Here is a 17,049-nt window from a genome sequence, read left to right on the forward strand (position 1 = left end):
CCCGTGACTAAATACTACATTGCAGGTCACCGTGGGATGGTGGGCGGCGCTATTGTCCGCCAGCTTGAGGCAGCGGGCGAGACTAATATCGTGATGCGCACCCACGCGGAGCTAGATTTAACCGATCAGCTGGCTGTAAGAGATTTCATGCAGTTGGAACGACCTGATGTTGTGATCCTTGCGGCGGCCAAGGTTGGCGGCATTTATGCTAACAACAACTACCCGGCACAGTTCATTTACGAAAACCTGATGATTGAGTGTAACGTTATACACCAGGCCTTTGAGGCCGGCGTCACGAAGCTTCTGCAATTGGGCTCCTCGTGTATTTACCCCAAGGCAGTGCCCCAACCAATGCGTGAAGACGCACTACTGACAGGCATACTGGAGCCGACAAACGAACCATATGCAATTGCAAAAATTGCGGGCATAAAACTCTGCGAGAGTTACAACCGACAGCACGGCGTTGACTATCGATCTGTCATGCCGACAAATCTCTACGGGCCCGGCGATAACTTCCACCCAGACAATAGCCACGTTATGCCCGCCCTCATTCGTCGCTTCCACGAGGCTGTTCGAGATGGGTTGAGCGAAGTCGTTATTTGGGGAAGCGGCGCCCCGCGGCGGGAATTTTTGCATGTTGACGATATGGCTGCGGCGTCCCTATTCGTGCTTAATTTGTCAAAGGACATCTATGACGAGCATTCTAAGCCAATGCTGAGCCACATCAACGTTGGCACTGGCACAGACGTCTCAATCCTCGAGCTTGCGCAACTGGTAGCCAAAATAACTGGGTACAGTGGCAAGATTAGTACAGACCCGAGCAAGCCAGATGGGACGATGCGCAAGCTGATGGACGTGGGGCGTTTGGATAAAATGGGGTGGCGAGCCAGTATTGATTTGGAACAGGGGTTAATTGATACGTATGAGTGGTATTTAGGTAATATGCAGTCTGCGCGGACATAACGAAAGTTACGACATGAACGACATGATATATCCCGTCTTGCTCTGCGGCGGCTCCGGCACGCGCCTCTGGCCCCTCTCCCGCAAGTCACACCCAAAGCAATTCGTAAAGCTCATGGGCGAGCAAAGCCTCTTCCAGTCCTCTGCACTGCGCCTGTCTGGCCCTGGCTTCGGCGCTCCCTCAGTCGTGACTGGCTCCGACTTTCGCTTCATGGTCGTCGAGCAACTCGCGGTCGTTAAGATAGCGCCAAGAGATATTCTGATTGAGCCCTCAGCCCGCAACACGGCCGCTGCTATTTGTGCTGCCGCTGTCGCGCTTGAGGCTAAAGACGGCGAGAGCCTGATGCTAGTTGCGCCATCAGACCACGTCATTTCCGATGCTGATGGCTTCAGGGCAACAGTTCAGGCCGCAGCGCCTGCCGCACTAGATGGTCAAATTGTGACCTTCGGCATCCGCCCCGATCGCGCCGAGACTGGCTACGGCTGGCTGGAGCTAACCTCAAAGCCGTCGGATGATTTTGCACCCGTGGCCCAGCCCCTGTCTTCATTTGTCGAAAAACCAAATGCGAAGGCCGCAGAGGCCCTGCTCGAGGGCGGTATGCACCTATGGAATGCTGGTATCTTCCTCTTCTCGACCGCGACCATTCTAAAGGCGTTCGAGCAGCACGCGCCTGAGACACTGTCCGGTGTGCGCGCTGCGTGCGCAAACGCGGAGGCCGACCTCGGCTTTACGCGCCTGGCAGCCGAGCCGTGGTCGCGCCTCGAAGATATCTCAATTGACTATGCGGTCATGGAGCGTGCTCCAAATCTCTCAGTCGTGCCCTACGGAGGGACGTGGTCCGACCTGGGGGATTGGCAAGCTATTTGGCGCGAGGGCGACGCAGATGAGACAGGTGTGGTCACCAGCGGACCTTCAACTGCCTTAGACTGTAAGAACACGCTCTTGCAGGCGACGAGTGAGACACAGGAGCTTGTTGCGATGGGTCTTGAGGACATCATCGCCGTGGCCATGCCAGACGCGGTGCTGGTCGCGCACAAGGACCGCGCCCAGGACGTAAAGATCGCCGTCAATAAGCTTAAAGAAAAAGGTTCTTCACAGGCCGAAACCCTGCCCCGAGATTATCGCCCTTGGGGCTGGTACGAAAGTATCGCCTTGGGAACGCGGTTCCAAGTTAAGCGCATCGTCGTAAACCCAGGCGCGGCACTCTCGCTCCAGTCCCATAATCACCGCTCAGAGCACTGGATTGTGGTTGAGGGTACAGCGAAAGTCAAAATCGACGACGAGGTTAAGACCGTTACTGAGAACCAGTCAGTTTACATTCCTCTCGGTGCAGTTCATCGGATGGAGAACCCAGGCAAGCTGCCCCTGACATTGATCGAAGTGCAAACGGGCAGCTACTTCGGCGAAGACGACATCATCAGGTACGAGGATGTCTACGCACGGGGACAGGGCGCAAAAGGTTGATGATGGTTCATTGCATCACAAGTTCACTGACAAGCGCGCCCGCCGAGCTCGCCAGGGCACTCAAGTTCACGCAAATTGGAGATACTAACTGTGGGTGAACAAAAAGTCTTAGTCACGGGTGGCGCGGGGTATATCGGCTCGCACGCCTGCAAGGCGCTTAAGCAGGCAGGCTTTACGCCTGTGACCTTTGATAATCTCGTCACAGGTTGGCGTGACGCGGTTAAATTTGGCCCGTTTGAGCGTGGGGATTTAATTAACAAATCTGATGTGGACCGAGTTTTCGAAGAACACGCCCCGGTTGCGGTAATGCACTTCGCAGCGCTGAGCCAGGTTGGCGAGAGCATGCAGGAGCCCGGCCTCTACTGGCGAAATAACGTCATGGGGTCACTGAACTTGATCCAGGCTGCAGTCGAGTATGGCTGCATTGATTTTGTATTTTCTTCGACTTGCGCCACTTACGGCGACCAAGACGGCGTGGTTCTTGACGAAGACAGCTCGCAGCATCCGATTAATGCCTACGGCGCCTCAAAGCGGGCTGTTGAGAATATTTTGGCCGACTTCCGGACGGCATATAGGATGAACCACGTGATTTTCCGCTACTTCAATGTCGCGGGGGCTGATCCAGAGGCTGAAGTGGGAGAGTTCCACCAGCCAGAGACGCACCTCATCCCCCTAATCCTTGATGCGGTTGACGGCAAAAGGGACGCGCTAACCATCTTTGGTACCGACTACGACACGCCAGATGGGACCTGTATTCGTGATTACGTCCATGTGTGCGACCTCGTTGACGTACATGTCTTGGGACTGAAGTGGCTCCAAGTTGGAAGAGGCAGCCGCGTTTTCAATCTTGGCACTGGTGATGGGTTTTCTGTCCGCGAGGTCATTGACCAGGCCGGGCACGTTACGAACAGGCCCGTCCCGATCGTTGAGGGGGCTCGGCGGCCGGGTGACTGCACAAAGCTGGTTTCGGGTTCATCACGCGCCGTCTCCGAGCTTGGCTGGTCGGCAGGAAGGTCGAATATGAAGCAAATGATCACCGACGCCTGGCGCTGGCATCAAAATGGGGCCTACACTAAGTGACCAAGCCGATCGCTGAATTCGTGCAAACTTATCCAGCCTAATAAAATCACATAGTCTATAAAAAAATATGAGCACCCATAATGCATAAAATTCGTAAAGCAGTTTTCCCCGTCGCCGGCTTTGGTACGCGGTTCCTCCCAGCCACCAAGGCTATGCCAAAGGAACTCATGCCGATCGTGGACAAGCCGCTGATCCAGTACGCCGCCGAGGAGGCGATTGCTGCGGGCATTGATACGCTTATATTCGTGACCGGCCGCAATAAGCGCGCCATCGAGGACCACTTTGACAGCAACCAGGAACTCGAGGCTGCGCTGCTTGCGAAGGGCAAGGCCGAGCAGGCTGACAGGGTGCGTAACATTCTGCCAAAGGGAGTGGAGTGCATATTCGTGCGCCAGCCAGAGCAGTTGGGCCTTGGCCACGCAGTTTTGTGCGCTGAACGTGTTGTGAGCAATGATCCCTTCGCCGTCCTTCTTGCCGACGACTTTCTCACATACGGTGGCGCCGGGATCACCAGTGACTTGGCTGAGGCATTTGGCAGGTCCGGCAAAATCCAGCTGAGCGTCATGGAAGTCGATGGCCCAGATATTTCAAAGTACGGGGTTGTGGCTCCGTCTGAGGTGCCTGGCGGCGTGGCGGGGCTCATTGAGAAACCTGATGCCGTGGACGCCCCTTCCAACCTCGCCAGCATTGGCCGCTACGTCCTAACGCCAGATATTTTTGACATTCTGCGCAACCAGCCCGCAGGATCTGGCGGCGAAATTCAACTCGCCGACGCGATTAATACGCAGGCTCAGCGCGGTGACGTTGAGGCGGTGAGGCTGAACGGCCTGCGCTTTGACTGTGGTAGCGTAGACGGATACCTTGATGCGATCATGCACGTGGCAGAGCAGCGCCGCCGCGGCTGAAATCACCCCTAATCAGTCAACTCCAGACGTTGTGCTCTGCCTGATTTAGGTAGGCGCTGAGGACGTTGAGGCTGCGCCAGCCCCCTGCCCTCATAATGGCGGCCGTGTCGTGCCCCTTAATGAGCAGGTCCTGCGCCGCGCCAACGCGCAGCGAGTGACCCGAAATCTCCGCATCCCTCGGCCTGTGGCCCTTCACGCGGACGACAGACTTCTTGATGATGTTGTTGACGCTGCGCCCGCAGATGGGCCTGTCGATACAAGTATCGTGGCTAATCGCGCAGAAGACCCAGTCTATGTCGGCGGGCTTGCGCCTCAGCCAGCGGCGGAGCAGCTTTGCGGAGCGCTCGGAGCCAAATGTGAGTCTTCCGCGGCCAAACTGGTCGGTCTTGCTGCGGCGGATGACACCCCTCAGGGTGCCCCCCTCCTCAAAATTGATATCTGACACTTGTAGGCTCGTTAGCTCTGAGCGGCGAGCTAGGAAGTCGTAGCCCACGGACAGGAGTGCCGCATTGCGAATACCCGTAATGGTATTCGGCTGCGCGGCAATGGCCCTGAGCAAGAGCTCCTCGTTGATACCCCTCGCCTGGCGCTGGCTCATTGTCTTGCCGCGCCGCATCCTGCGGTAGGCAATTGCGAAGTCCTCGCCGTGCGTATGCTTTCCATGTCCAAGCAGACTGTGCATGCGCTTCACTGAGGAGAGCTTGCGGCGGATGGAGCTGAAGCTGAGCCGCTGCTCCATGTGCGCGAGGTAGGCAACGAGTATGCCATCCGTAAGTGGGAAGGACTGCCGCCCGCGCTGCTCACACCAGTCGACAAACTCCCCCACATCGGCGTAGTATGAGCGCAGCGTGTTTGGGGCGTAGGCGCCCTCGAGGCGCTGGAGTTGGCTTTGCCAGTCTATTTGTAAATTATTTGCCATATGGCAATATTTACGCCATACAGGGTATATTGTCAATGTTGACGGAAGAACAAATTAAAATGGCTCGGGCAGCTCTTGGTTGGTCAGTGACAGATCTCGCCAAACATAGTTCTGTAGGTGCCCGAACCATACATCGCATTGAGAGTGAGGGCGGCCTCGCAGTGGCCACACAAGCTAATATTAAGCTGATCGTTACAACGCTTGAGGCGGCTGGCATCGAGTTCATCGGCGCGCCGGACAACGGCCCCGGCGTCAGGCTGTGGTTGCACTTTGACTCCCAGTGACAGACTTCCTCCACTTTTGTCGGCGTGCTATAATCTCTGCATCACAAGACAAAAGTTGCGGGGTCACGCATGCAGGGCAAAATCCAAAGTACTGACTTCGGGGGGCTGACACCGCCTGAGCAGTTCCTGCTGCACGACGAGAGTGCTGTGAATTACGCCGAACGGCTGGGTGAGCTGATGGCGGACCTCGCACCAGCCAACTACCTTGAGCGGCGGCAGGTTGAGCTCATCGCGCAGGCGGACGTGGATGTGGACCGGCAGCGGCGCATCATTGCGGAGTGCCTGCACCCGTCAGCGGCGGTGAGCCACCCACAGCGGGTCGTCGTAAATTGGCGAAGGGCCCGCAATAGTGACTCAGATGAGGCCTTCGCCAGCGAAGAAAACCGCCGCCCCGCACCGCCCGAAGGCGACCCCTACGCCACGAAAGCCATAGCGCAGGCCTACGCCAATCAGCACTCAGCCCTAGAATTGCACTACAAGGCATTGGCGGATGCCGAAAAGCGCCGCCGCATATCAATAGAATTCCTCTACTCTATGCAGGACAGGCGGGCGCGGGCAAAAATCCCCGACGCAGAGGTCATAGAGTGAGCGCAAGACCCGCCAACTCCCAGAATGCGAGGCGCCACGGGGTGCTGAGTGAACCCGACCCAGAGCGCGTCAACGACCTTCTGACGAACATCCTAGGGGACGCTCCTACAGACGGAGCATTGAGGGGCGCCAAGGCATTCACAGGTCGCGAGCTGGCCGCCCTAGCCTTAGCGGACTGCGAGGCGCGGCTCGATGCGGCGCACGCCCACTACGTCGCCTGCCAGCCCGAGGAGGTTGACCCCGATCTGGCGTACTGCACGGACATGCTCGAGGATTTGCTATACATGGACGACATGCTCGACGAAACCAAGCGAGAGGCCATCCGCCGGATATTTCGAGTGGAGAGGTTTGACACAAGGGCGCGGGTCTCGCGCCAGCGGCTGGCGCTGCGCTACCTGAAGGAGGCCCGCGCGCGTCGAGACAGGGCGCTCTCTGCCTTCCTGTCACATTACGATATGGCTGAGGGAGAAGTGCTGTGAGGGCAAACACCTTCCGGAGAGCCACTCAGCGCGCTATGAGCGTGCCAAGGCATCGCAGATGCCCAATAGCCAGCATCATTGCCCGCTCCGCAGAAACCCATTTTACCGAAACAAACCAACTCACAACCCTAAGGAGAGTCGAGCGATCTCAACGGATGCGTCGAATACCCAACGCCAGCAGCAGGCCAAGTGCGGCGCCAGCCATGTCCGCCACCCAGTCGTTGACATCCGCACTGCGGCCAAAGTGGGGCTGGATGAGCTCGATTGCCCCACCGAAGGCGGCGGCTCCAACAAAGAGCCCGACAAAGAGCAGGCCGAGCGGAACGCGTCGCGACAGGGCTGCGGGCAACACGAGCAGCCCAAAGGCCGCGAGGTGCACGAGCTTGTCTGTGCCACTCGGAACGGATTGCGGCACATCCACGGGTGTGAGCATCGCGACGGCGAGGCCTGCAGCCAAGAGGGCAGTAACAATGCGGCGGGGGGAGAGGAAATACATGGGAGCGGCTTACGAGTTGGCGCGCAGTTGCGCAAGTCTGGGATGTGGTAGCAGGTGGCGGATTTGTTTGTCAGATTGGTGTCGCACGGTGAATAAGACTATAACACGCCAAGCCTTGGGTGGGTCGAGGACAACAGGAAAAAATAACATCCCGTTCCGAGGTAACGCCAAGCACACAAGCCTTTTGGCAAGCCCCAAGTTAAGAGACGCTCCCCTTGGGCCTGCCATTTTGATTTCTCTTAATGAGCTCGTTATGCTGAACGCAGTATGTGGCTCTCATATCCGGAATACTAAAATGACCACACTCAAGATCACATCCGTTGGAAACTCCGCCGCCGTCCTCTTGCCAAAAGAGCTCCTAGCCAAATTAGGTGTCGACACGGGCGACCTCCTGCAAGTCATTGAGACGGAGAACGGCATTGAGCTGACGGCCTATGACCGCACATTTGATACGCAGATGAAGGTGGCGGAAGATATCATGCACGAAAATCGTGACCTCTTGCGGCGACTGGCTAAATAAGGGAGCCGACATGGACTAATTTGCTGGTCGTAAAAGCTTGTAATGACCTAAAAGCTAACTGGTAGGCGGACTACCAGGGCTGCGAGATAAAGGCTTGCTCCTTTCAGCCTTATCAAGGCCCGAAAATGCGTACCACACCTCAGAACCAAAGCCAGACATTGCTGAACTGACTGCAGCCTACGGCTTCGGCCTGTCAAAAAATCACCCATTTAATGATGCAAATAAGCGGACTGCACTCATCGCAATGCGCCTATTTCTGAAATTGAACGGGTTTGACCTGGCCGCCTCGGCTGAGGAAAAATACGCCACGATTATTGGCGTGGCCGCGAGCGAAATGAGCGAGGCTGAACTTGCGCAGTGGATCAGGGGTAACCTCAGAGAGATAGGAAATTAGGATTAGCGCCCGCATTTAGTGCAAAGGGATATTCTCTTCAGATCAGCGGCTTACGCCTTCCGCTAAGTGAATTTTATAGGCCTCCACCATAGGCAGAAATTGTTTGCACACTCTCCCCGGCCTTCTCTATCTCGAGGCGATACCGGCGGTGTAAAATGAACCACACGGCGACCAGGTACGCCAAGAACTTCAAAGACGTCTCCACAGAAAAGCTGCATTTGGCCCTTCTCTGTCCCACTCCCGAGCGGAAGTCCCTTTGATAGCTTCGCAAAACAACCCCAACCTCGCTCAAGACCGATTGCTTTTCCTTTTCACGGCAGTGGCGTCGATGCTCAACGCCTATTATCACTTCGTGTCGCATATGCTGTCCTGTCTCATAAGACGTCAGTAACAACATAGTTTAAGATCTCACACCAACCTCAAAAAGGTGGTCCCACATGAAGGCGCGCCCAAAAGAACCGCGCTCTGCGCTCCTAACCGAAGCTGAAGAGGCTGGGGTCGACGTCGCTGTTACACATTAAAGGACCCTACTAACCTCCAGTTAACTGGCGACGATTGATCCCGTGTCTATACTGGGCCATGTGGTCAATATTGATATACTGATCAAGCAGCACTCGTCGATTGCAGTCACGAAACAAATTGAATAAGTCCCACAGTGATATTTTCGTCTAAGACCGGGAGACAAAGCATGAAATTACGCAAGGCAGTTTTTCCTGTGGCCGGGTTTGGAACACGCTTCCTTCCTGCGACCAAGGCGATGCCAAAAGAATTGCTGCCCATAGTCGACAAACCTCTCATCCAATATGCGGCGGAAGAGGCAATTGCTGCCGGAATTGATACGCTTATATTTGTAACCGGAAGGAACAAGCGAGCAATAGAAGATCACTTTGACAATAATCAAGAACTAGAACTCGCTCTACGCGCCAAGGGCAAAGACGAACAGGCAGACATGGTAAGACGTATTCTCCCAGAGGGAGTAGAATGTATTTTTATGCGCCAACCCGAACAGTTAGGCCTTGGACATGCGGTGCTTTGCGCAGAGCGTGCAGTGGGCTCTGATCCATTCGCCGTACTCCTGGCAGATGACTTTCTCACAGGCTCAGACCACGGCGTCACCGCGGACCTTGCACGCGCGTTCAAAACCACGGGCAAGTCCCAACTGAGTGTCATGGAGGTTAACGGAGCTGATATTTCCAAATACGGTGTTGTGATCCCCGGCGACACTCAGGGCGCGATTGCAGGGCTCGTCGAAAAACCTGATGCTGCATCAGCGCCCTCCAATTTGGCTAGTATTGGACGTTATGTGCTAACACCTGACATCTTTGATATTTTGCGCACACAGCCCCCTGGCGCCGGCGGTGAGATACAACTCGCAGATGCTATAAATACCCAAGCGGTATCCGGGGCTGTCGATGGCGTGAAACTAAACGGCCGCCGCTTTGACTGCGGCAGCGTGCAAGGCTACCTTGATGCCATCATAACCGTCGCCTCTCAGAGGCAACTTATCTCCCAAAAAAAGTAGCCTCCACCTAACTAGCGTAGAATAAGAAATGGTCGAGGGCATTCGGGCCAACGGACGCGAAGATGAAGGTCTGCATGCCTCTCGTGACATTGCCACGCAACGCTCTTCCAGCATAGATGGCAAAATGCACAGGCGACCCACTGCACTATATGAGCGCTGTGCAGGCCGCCACAGCCACACCCAAGGTCCCTACCCAACAATCCCGTTTGAACACATCCTGAGCAAGACATCCCGAAGATGCCAGCACCTGCGGTTGACCAGAACGTCAAACAGCCTGCACATTTTAGGAACCTACATCGTGCCAGTGTTGCGCAACCACAATACGCGCAACAAAAGCGCGATGAGCAAACAGCGCCACATGTCCAAGGGTTGTCAAACATACAAAAAGTATAATAACGAGACCTAGGTCACAAGTTGTCCCCATGTTACTGTCAATATACGTAAAGCGTCTCGCTTTTCATCTGAAACAAATTTACCGCCAACACCCTAAGAGGCGCAACCGAGCAAAACATTGGCGATCCAAGTTTAAGGCACGGTCCTCTAACCATCTAAGTCAAGCTTTCTAAGTGAGCGCTTGACCCCATTTTTAGCAAGAGTGTTTTCAATGCTACAAAAGACTGTCGATCTAAACTAATGGCTGAAACAAGCTCCATCACACCTCAAAACAGCACAATAAGCCATGTTGGCATCATTATGGACGGAAATGGCCGATGGGCCGTGGATCGAGGGCTCAGCAGAAGTGCCGGGCATATTCAGGGTGCAAAAGCCGTCAAAGACATCATATCAGCCGCGTCTCACTTTGGACTTAAAATCCTAACCCTATATGCATTTTCGACAGAAAATTGGAACAGGCCAAAATACGAAGTCGCAGTCCTGATGCGCTTATTCAAAAGCGAATTACATAAACAAACCGCTGAGCTGATCCACAAGAATGTCAAGGTGCGGTTTATCGGCTCTCGGGCACGGCTTCCCAAAACGCTCGTTCAAACAATGAACCAATTAGAAGCCAACACCGCTCACAATACGGGACTGACACTACAACTCGCTATAAATTACGGTGGACGACAAGATTTGCTTGAGGCGTTTAAAAAACTCGCACACGATGTAGAGGCAACAAAGCTCAAACCCGAAGATATAACAGTGTCTGACATTTCGGATGCACTGAGTACCGGTGGCATATCAGATCCAGATTTAATCATCAGAACCTCTGGTGAGTTAAGGCTTTCGAACTTTTTACTCTGGCAAGCTGCCTATAGTGAATTCGCGTTTGTTGATAAGCACTGGCCGTCTTTTAACCCAGAAGACTTTGTAGATGTAATAGAAAACGCCACAAATAGGACACGCAGATTTGGTGGGCTATAAATTTGAAAAATGATGATATGCAAGCGTGGATATGGAACCTAGACGCGTTGGCGCGCAAAAAGGTGAGGCGGAAAAGGGAAACTCACGCCAGTCCGCTTAGAGCAGAACATGCCTTAGGACCGCATGATCCGGACTGGGGCATTGTAAACGACATCCCCAAGACCAACACGTCATCCAGCTGGCACCTTAATCATCACAGAGACTCTGGGACGGCCTCCCATATCACCCTAAAGCGTCTCGTGAACTTCAAATTTCAAATTCCAATACGCAATATGATCACGCTTCATGGAGTTTCCATCTCTCTACCAATTAGAGCACTTTGAGGCTTCGAAATGAATTTTAAGTATAAAAGCAAAATTTTAAAAATTTATGTTATCGCCAGCGCTTTGACAGACCCTATATACGATCTGGTTCACAGATATCGTCTGCTCAAAGGTAAAGAGGATAGAAACGCAAAGGCCAACCGTTTCGGGACTACTAAAATTGAAAGACCAAAGGGCCCTTTGACCTGGTTTCATGCGGCCAGTCTGGGTGAGAGCCTCGCAGTCCTGCCTCTAATTGACAAGCTGCTGTCCAACGACAAAGATTTACATGTCATTCTCACAACACAGACTTTGACGTCCGCACGCATTTTGAAACAGCGCCTGCCCCCACGGGCGATACATCAAGTCGCACCATACGACACAGACAAGGCGTCGACGCGCTTTTTAAATCATTGGAAACCGGATCTTGCAGTTTGGACTGAAGGTGACTTATGGCCTACCATAATGCTCAAAACCAAACAGCACGGCATACCCATGGCATTGTTAAATGCTCGGGTCTCTTCAAACACCATTAAAAAATGGCGCCGGTGGCCACGTGCAGCGCTTGACTTACTGGGTCTTTTTGATCGCATCTGCGTCCAAGAAGAAGCCCTTGCCAGCGTCCTAAAACAACTCAACGTTGATCCCAAAAAGCTAACCGTAACTGGATCTTTAAAGGCAGATGCACCAAAATTAGCATATAAAAAAGATACATTAGCCGACTTAACTCAGCTGCTTGAAGGTCGTTCAGCATGGTTGGCAAGCGCAACACATCAAAATGAAGATGAGGTTATTGTCAGCGCACATCAGCAGATACTCCAAAATGGCGATCCCATACGCCCTCTTCTCATTATTGCCCCGCGCCACCCAGAACGAGGGGCCAAGCTGGCACGTAAGCTGAGAGACCAAGGATGGCGAGTTAAAGTGCGTTCGGACGGTGAAAAAATTCTTGCTGATACAGAGATCTATGTCGCTGACACTCTCGGCGAATTGGGGCTCTGGTATCGATTATGCCCCATTGCGTTTATTGGAGGCACACTTGTCCCAAAAGGTGGACATAACCCATACGAACCAGCACAATTGAACTGTGCAATTGTTCATGGCCAACATACCGAAAACTTTGCTCAAATATATAAAGCTCTCGATACGTTAGACGGTGCAATCCGCGCGGTTAACGCCCAAGAGATATCAAATGCTGTTTTACGCCTCCAAGATGAAGGTTTGCGTAAAAAGATAACACTTGCTGCGCAGGATGTTCTGATGAGGACGCAACCTTCGTCGCAAAGTATGACGATGCAAGCTTTGAGAGCTCTACAAGAACTGCATGACAAGCCACTTATGAACCAAAGACCCAATATTGACGACGTTTCGGTAATAGCACCGAACTTAAAATACCGCCTCTCCGGAGTAACCTCTACCGTCGTACGCCTGATCCCGTTGCAAGCAAAGGAGTTCCCTGTTGCTGCAACCGGACCTGGTTTGCCCGAAGAAGTACCACAAGTCTCACTCTGGTCTCTCATCTTCATGTCCCGCTCCGGGCCACAAGGCTGGAGGATCTGGCATGCCCGTCGCAATACCGAGATGGTTTTGGGGCTTATTCTTCGTAACCTCCTCAAAAAGCGCCTAAAACTTATTTTTACCTCCGCGTCCCAAAGAGAGCACACATATGTGACGCGCTGTCTAATTAGCTCAATGGATGCAGTCGTTGCGACATCAGAGAAATCGCAGTCTTATCTCAAGGTACCAGCGCAAGTGGTCTACCATGGTATAGATACAACCAGTTTTTCACCTGTCACGAATAAGCGCACACTTCGGGCAAAGCTTGGCTTACCAATAGAGGGAAAACTGATTGGTTGCTTTGGGCGCATTAGACATCAAAAAGGGACCGATTTATTTTTAGAAACAGCTATTTCTCTTTGTCAGCAACACAAAGACCTATACGCAATTATACTTGGTCGCGCTCTACCGAAAGATAAAGATTTTTTACAGTCGCTTAAATTACGCTTAAAACAAACTGGGCTCCAGAATAGAATTCTCTTCTATGAAGAGGTCACGGTTAGTGAAATGGCCAACTGGTACCGAGCCATTGATTTATATGTAGCGCCACAGAGATGGGAAGGGTTTGGATTAACACCCCTCGAAGCAATGGCGTGCGGTGTTCCTGTTGTTGCAGCAGATGTTGGTGCATTCAGAAATCTGATAATCCACGGAAAAACTGGACTAGTTGTTCCAAAGGACTCACTGGCAGATCTGTGTGAGGCGACAAATACTCTGCTGGAAGACAGCGAAAAACTAAGCTCATATGGAGCATTGGCAAGATCACACACATCAACGAAATTCGACATCAAAGGTGAATCAACGTCTCTTTTAAACCTATATAAAAACCTCCTCACCAGTGGCGCAAAGTAACCGCACCATCGGACCTGAAAGACCCCTCATTGGCGACGTCCTCCGTCTAGGGAATATCACTATTTTTTATATCTCTCAGGAGAATTCTTAATGGCACGATGTTTGCAAGGGTGCGATTGAAGGTACTAATCGGTTGTTCTGAAACAAAAACAATATCATTGGGTCGTAACTCAACCTCATTTGCCACCAAAACACGTACCGGGTTCTGGGCGTCCAAATGATAGGCTTGGACTGGGTTGCGCCCGCGCAACAGGTAAACCGCAGAACGTTGCGCCGAAGCGATCGCAAGTGGCCCACCTTCGGCAAATAGAGCTTCGGCCAATGTCTGACGACTTTCCGGCAAAATTGGGATTATTTGTGGCTTTACACCACCCAAGAGAAAGACCTTTCCCGGTTGATAACTAAAGCTTTGAACAAACACGTGATCCTGATTTTTCAAATACAGTTCTTTTGAATTTTTGACCAATAGATCTGAAAGCCCAATAGTGTATGTGGTCTCGTCTCGTTTGACCCGCACGATCGTCAAAACACTCTCATCAAAATCAATTCCAGCTGTCGCAATCACTTCACGCAGAGTAACCCCCCGGTCGGTAATAGGAATAACTGCGCTAATATTCTCAGCATTGGACGCTGAAGACCGCGACAAACGGTCGGTCGTGATGTAAGCTTTTTGTGAATTAAACTCTTCAATCTCCAACTGGAAATTTGGCGCCTGGCCATTCCGGATCAGGATCGTTCTAATTTCATCACGCAGTTCAGATATTTGGCGACCGTTTGCATCAAGCCGGCCAACACCAATCAACAACAAACTGCCATCAGTGCCCACTCGACCACTCGTGGATATCATATTTGAAGATGCCGATGTGGTTGTGTTTTGCCTCTCTGATGAGGTGCCCTGAGAAGGGTCTACGCCATTAACTATTGAACCAATAGTTGGTAAAGCATCTATATATTGTACCAACGCGACCTCATCACCTATGCCAAGCATATAAGGCGTGTTTGCCGACTTAGACGGTAAGAACGGCTTGCTCAAACTGGCTTCAGAAACGGCATCAGCAGAAAACGCAGCACCTGGTTTTGACACAAGCCGATCATAACGAGCTGCATTCAAAGATTTAGCGGCGTCGAAGCTGAGAGCTTGCAGGTTTATCTCAAACGCCTCTTGATCTGTCGCTTCTTTTTGGAGCTCCGGCAAGACTACGGGCTCAACAATCTGTGAACACCCCACGAGAAACAACAACGCAGTCGCTCCAAAAAAATGCCTGCCAATAAACTTACCCATACAGCACAACTCCCACTTTGCTACGTTTCAATAAATTTTGAAGTGACGTATGCTTGGTTTTGCCCGGCTTTACGCTGGCGATCACATTGAGTTCACCGACACCCGAAGAGGCCTGAACCGTCTCCATGTCGTCATCATTAACGGAAAATATCACAATATCATGTTTTTCAAAAAGCCCCGCCACAATGGTCTTAAACTTTTTGGAATATAACATGTCTAAATTTCTACCCTGACACACATATGCATATTCCGAACACCCCTCCCCTTCCCCGACACGCACGAGTTCATTCTCACTTTCCAAACCACGCAATTGGTCGCTTTTGATCGCACTACGTGACAAATCTATCAACGCAGCGTTACGTCCTAGAGCCCCCGCTGTTGCAGCAATAATGCGTCCCAAGACACCGCCACGATTGTTCAAACTTAAATCACAAAGAAACACGGGCTTAGCACCCTCTTGAACTTCAAGCTCGAGCACTGTTTGGCGCGCCCAATTAATGGGAAGTTTCGCTAACTCTTTCTGAACAGAGATAATATCTTTTTCTTTTAGATGCTTCAGCTTTCCAAGACTGTGCGCAGAATCCGCCCCCACAGCCCCTAACAAATTGGACAAGCTAAAATAAACACCGCGGCGCAAATTTAAAATCAATGCAAGCGCAGCGCTCCCAAATAACCCCAGCACCAAGCCAAGTGCAATAATGAGAAATTTCTTAGGCTCACTTGGCGAAATAGGAACGTCCGCTAAGGCTATAATCTTTGAAGAGTCAGGCTGGAATCCAGCGACCAAAGACTGCGTTTTCACTTGCTCAATTAAAACAGTGTATGCTGCCTCAGCAATTTTTAAGTTTCGCGTTAACTGCGCCAACTCTTCTGCACTTGACGCATACCTCAACGCATCATCTGAAAGCTTCAGTATTTCGCGGTCAAGCGATGCAAGCCTTTCTCGCACACTGGCCTCGACCTGCAAAACTGTGGCGATACTAGGCCATGTCCAAGCAGTAGTGACTTCACTTAACCCCATAATGCGCCGAAAGCCTGACTGGTCGATTTCCGGGAAGGATTGTCTTAGCTCCTGGTAATCAGCTAATGTCGTTTTATCAGCAGCCAGAAACTGTTTAAGGGCTTCAATCGCAGCTAAATCTTCTGCACTCGTTTCACGCTGGTCACGCATCTCATCGAGCATGACCGACCCAACAGCAAAACTCTCAAACGCCTGAGTGCTATTTTCCAAGCTATATTGCTTCAAAGCGCTTTGCGCTTTTTCCAAATCTTGTAACGCATCAGCAAGTGTTCGCGACAAATACTCCAGTTTTTTATCAACAGATTCTTCATCCTCCTGCCCAAGCACCAAAATAATTTTTGAGGCTAAAAAATTAGCTATCTGAGCGGCTCTCTCTGGAGCCGTGTGCTTTACCGATATCTTGATAGACCCAGAGTCAGTTACATCAATACTCACTAAGTCCTCATATGAAGAGACGATTGACCAAATTTGCATATTCACAGGATCTTGTGACGCCGATTGCAGCCCCAGAACCGCCTTAAGGGAGGCCTTCCACTTAGGAGCTTGAGAGTTTGGGTTGTAGCTATTGAACAGCTCATCGTCTTTCAGATTGAGATCGGCCGCTACTTCAAGAATGAAGTCTCTTGAGCTGACACGTTCAACCAACGCCTTCTCAGAGCCTGATCCAGCTTTCACGCCGGCCAACGCAGCTAAGCCACCCAGCTCACCCCCCAAAATACCAGAAGAGCTTGTACTTTCACTAAGGGCGAAAATGGTACTTGCTGTATACACCTTTTCTGCCCGCAAAGCATAAATGCCAGCCGCAATTGAAACAAAAATACTCAAGGCTGCAATGAGGAACTTATAAGCCCATAAAGCTAAAAAAAGTTCCTTCAAATCTATTTCATCGCTAGCATTTTGCTCTGGTTCATAATTCGGCACTAACGGAGTTCCAATTTGTTAAATCATTTCGAGACTGTATAACCCTAAAAAACTACACAATGCCACTGTATGTTGAAGCTTCGCGTTAAACTTTTTTCATCATCAGCTCTGCGCTTGGTATTGCCAAGTTGTTGGCCGGG

At 51.8% G+C, this 17,049-nt stretch carries 16 protein-coding genes; 12 read left to right on the forward strand and 4 right to left on the reverse strand.

Annotated elements, in window-relative coordinates; translation table 11 throughout:
* Nucleotides 1–3: 3 nt before the first annotated feature.
* The 4 genes from DSM117340_RS14825 (at nt 4) to galU (DSM117340_RS14840) (ending at nt 4,410) form a co-directional block, all read left to right on the forward strand.
* Nucleotides 4–963, forward strand: a complete 960-nt coding sequence (locus DSM117340_RS14825) for a GDP-L-fucose synthase (RefSeq protein ID WP_354689773.1) — start codon at nt 4–6, stop codon at nt 961–963.
* A gap of 22 nt (nt 964–985) precedes the next feature.
* Entirely contained in the window at nt 986–2,425 is a 1,440-nt protein-coding gene (locus DSM117340_RS14830; RefSeq protein ID WP_354690042.1) for a mannose-1-phosphate guanylyltransferase/mannose-6-phosphate isomerase, read from the forward strand.
* 90 nt (nt 2,426–2,515) lie between these two features.
* Complete coding sequence (gene galE, locus DSM117340_RS14835; protein WP_354689774.1) at nt 2,516–3,505, forward strand: UDP-glucose 4-epimerase GalE; 990 nt, start codon at nt 2,516–2,518, stop codon at nt 3,503–3,505.
* Between the two features lie 80 nt (nt 3,506–3,585).
* Entirely contained in the window at nt 3,586–4,410 is an 825-nt protein-coding gene (galU, locus tag DSM117340_RS14840; protein WP_354689775.1) for a UTP--glucose-1-phosphate uridylyltransferase GalU, read from the forward strand.
* A gap of 16 nt (nt 4,411–4,426) precedes the next feature.
* Here the strand turns inward: galU (DSM117340_RS14840) and DSM117340_RS14845 are convergent, their stop codons facing one another.
* Nucleotides 4,427–5,329 carry a tyrosine-type recombinase/integrase gene (locus DSM117340_RS14845; protein ID WP_354689776.1) on the reverse strand — a complete coding sequence of 301 codons (903 nt, stop codon included), beginning with the start codon at nt 5,327–5,329 and terminating at the stop codon, nt 4,427–4,429.
* A gap of 59 nt (nt 5,330–5,388) precedes the next feature.
* Between DSM117340_RS14845 and DSM117340_RS14850 the strand changes: the two genes are divergently transcribed.
* The 3 genes from DSM117340_RS14850 (at nt 5,389) to DSM117340_RS14860 (ending at nt 6,680) form a co-directional block, all read left to right on the forward strand.
* Nucleotides 5,389–5,613 carry a helix-turn-helix transcriptional regulator gene (locus DSM117340_RS14850; protein ID WP_354689777.1) on the forward strand — a complete coding sequence of 75 codons (225 nt, stop codon included), beginning with the start codon at nt 5,389–5,391 and terminating at the stop codon, nt 5,611–5,613.
* 69 nt (nt 5,614–5,682) lie between these two features.
* Nucleotides 5,683–6,201, forward strand: a complete 519-nt coding sequence (locus DSM117340_RS14855; RefSeq protein WP_354689778.1) for a hypothetical protein — start codon at nt 5,683–5,685, stop codon at nt 6,199–6,201.
* Nucleotides 6,202–6,242: 41 nt separating this feature from the next.
* Nucleotides 6,243–6,680 carry a hypothetical protein gene (locus DSM117340_RS14860; RefSeq protein WP_354689779.1) on the forward strand — a complete coding sequence of 146 codons (438 nt, stop codon included), beginning with the start codon at nt 6,243–6,245 and terminating at the stop codon, nt 6,678–6,680.
* A 148-nt stretch (nt 6,681–6,828) separates the two neighbouring features.
* Here DSM117340_RS14860 and DSM117340_RS14865 read toward each other — a convergent pair whose 3' ends face one another.
* On the reverse strand, nt 6,829–7,176 hold the full coding sequence (locus DSM117340_RS14865; protein ID WP_354689780.1) for a VanZ family protein: 348 nt from the start codon (nt 7,174–7,176) through the stop codon (nt 6,829–6,831).
* A gap of 295 nt (nt 7,177–7,471) precedes the next feature.
* Between DSM117340_RS14865 and DSM117340_RS14870 the strand changes: the two genes are divergently transcribed.
* The 5 genes from DSM117340_RS14870 to DSM117340_RS14890 all read left to right on the forward strand — a co-directional run bounded on the left by DSM117340_RS14870 (nt 7,472) and on the right by DSM117340_RS14890 (nt 13,685).
* Nucleotides 7,472–7,696, forward strand: a complete 225-nt coding sequence (locus tag DSM117340_RS14870; protein ID WP_354689781.1) for an AbrB/MazE/SpoVT family DNA-binding domain-containing protein — start codon at nt 7,472–7,474, stop codon at nt 7,694–7,696.
* A 79-nt stretch (nt 7,697–7,775) separates the two neighbouring features.
* On the forward strand, nt 7,776–8,090 hold the full coding sequence (locus DSM117340_RS14875) for a type II toxin-antitoxin system death-on-curing family toxin (RefSeq protein WP_354690043.1): 315 nt from the start codon (nt 7,776–7,778) through the stop codon (nt 8,088–8,090).
* Between the two features lie 688 nt (nt 8,091–8,778).
* Nucleotides 8,779–9,612: a UTP--glucose-1-phosphate uridylyltransferase GalU gene (gene galU, locus DSM117340_RS14880; RefSeq protein ID WP_354689782.1), complete on the forward strand. Its 834-nt coding sequence runs from the start codon at nt 8,779–8,781 to the stop codon at nt 9,610–9,612.
* A gap of 633 nt (nt 9,613–10,245) precedes the next feature.
* Entirely contained in the window at nt 10,246–10,974 is a 729-nt protein-coding gene (locus DSM117340_RS14885) for an isoprenyl transferase (protein WP_354689783.1), read from the forward strand.
* 332 nt (nt 10,975–11,306) lie between these two features.
* The gene (locus DSM117340_RS14890; RefSeq protein ID WP_354689784.1) at nt 11,307–13,685 is read left to right on the forward strand and encodes a glycosyltransferase N-terminal domain-containing protein; all 2,379 of its coding nucleotides are present in this window, start codon (nt 11,307–11,309) and stop codon (nt 13,683–13,685) included.
* A gap of 46 nt (nt 13,686–13,731) precedes the next feature.
* Here DSM117340_RS14890 and DSM117340_RS14895 read toward each other — a convergent pair whose 3' ends face one another.
* Both DSM117340_RS14895 and DSM117340_RS14900 read right to left on the reverse strand, forming a co-directional pair.
* A complete protein-coding gene (locus tag DSM117340_RS14895; RefSeq protein WP_354689785.1) occupies nt 13,732–14,967 on the reverse strand; it encodes a hypothetical protein in 1,236 nt (411 codons plus the stop codon).
* The gene (locus DSM117340_RS14900) at nt 14,960–16,909 is read right to left on the reverse strand and encodes a Wzz/FepE/Etk N-terminal domain-containing protein (protein ID WP_354689786.1); all 1,950 of its coding nucleotides are present in this window, start codon (nt 16,907–16,909) and stop codon (nt 14,960–14,962) included. Before DSM117340_RS14900 ends, DSM117340_RS14895 begins: the two co-directional genes overlap by 8 nt.
* Between the last annotated feature and the right edge of the window lie 140 nt (nt 16,910–17,049).

Origin of the sequence: Lentibacter algarum, assembly GCF_040580765.1 — a bacterium.
GTDB lineage: Bacteria > Pseudomonadota > Alphaproteobacteria > Rhodobacterales > Rhodobacteraceae > Lentibacter > Lentibacter algarum.

Coding starts and splice junctions, on each gene's coding strand:
- DSM117340_RS14845 (WP_354689776.1), bottom strand. CDS start 5,329: ATGGCAAATAATTTACAAATAGACTGGCAAAGCCAACTCCAGCGCCTC.
- galU (WP_354689782.1), top strand. CDS start 8,779: ATGAAATTACGCAAGGCAGTTTTTCCTGTGGCCGGGTTTGGAACACGC.
- DSM117340_RS14865 (WP_354689780.1), bottom strand. CDS start 7,176: ATGTATTTCCTCTCCCCCCGCCGCATTGTTACTGCCCTCTTGGCTGCA.
- DSM117340_RS14850 (WP_354689777.1), top strand. CDS start 5,389: ATGGCTCGGGCAGCTCTTGGTTGGTCAGTGACAGATCTCGCCAAACAT.
- DSM117340_RS14895 (WP_354689785.1), bottom strand. CDS start 14,967: ATGGGTAAGTTTATTGGCAGGCATTTTTTTGGAGCGACTGCGTTGTTG.
- galU (WP_354689775.1), top strand. CDS start 3,586: ATGCATAAAATTCGTAAAGCAGTTTTCCCCGTCGCCGGCTTTGGTACG.
- DSM117340_RS14890 (WP_354689784.1), top strand. CDS start 11,307: ATGAATTTTAAGTATAAAAGCAAAATTTTAAAAATTTATGTTATCGCC.
- DSM117340_RS14885 (WP_354689783.1), top strand. CDS start 10,246: ATGGCTGAAACAAGCTCCATCACACCTCAAAACAGCACAATAAGCCAT.
- DSM117340_RS14855 (WP_354689778.1), top strand. CDS start 5,683: ATGCAGGGCAAAATCCAAAGTACTGACTTCGGGGGGCTGACACCGCCT.
- DSM117340_RS14870 (WP_354689781.1), top strand. CDS start 7,472: ATGACCACACTCAAGATCACATCCGTTGGAAACTCCGCCGCCGTCCTC.
- DSM117340_RS14830 (WP_354690042.1), top strand. CDS start 986: ATGATATATCCCGTCTTGCTCTGCGGCGGCTCCGGCACGCGCCTCTGG.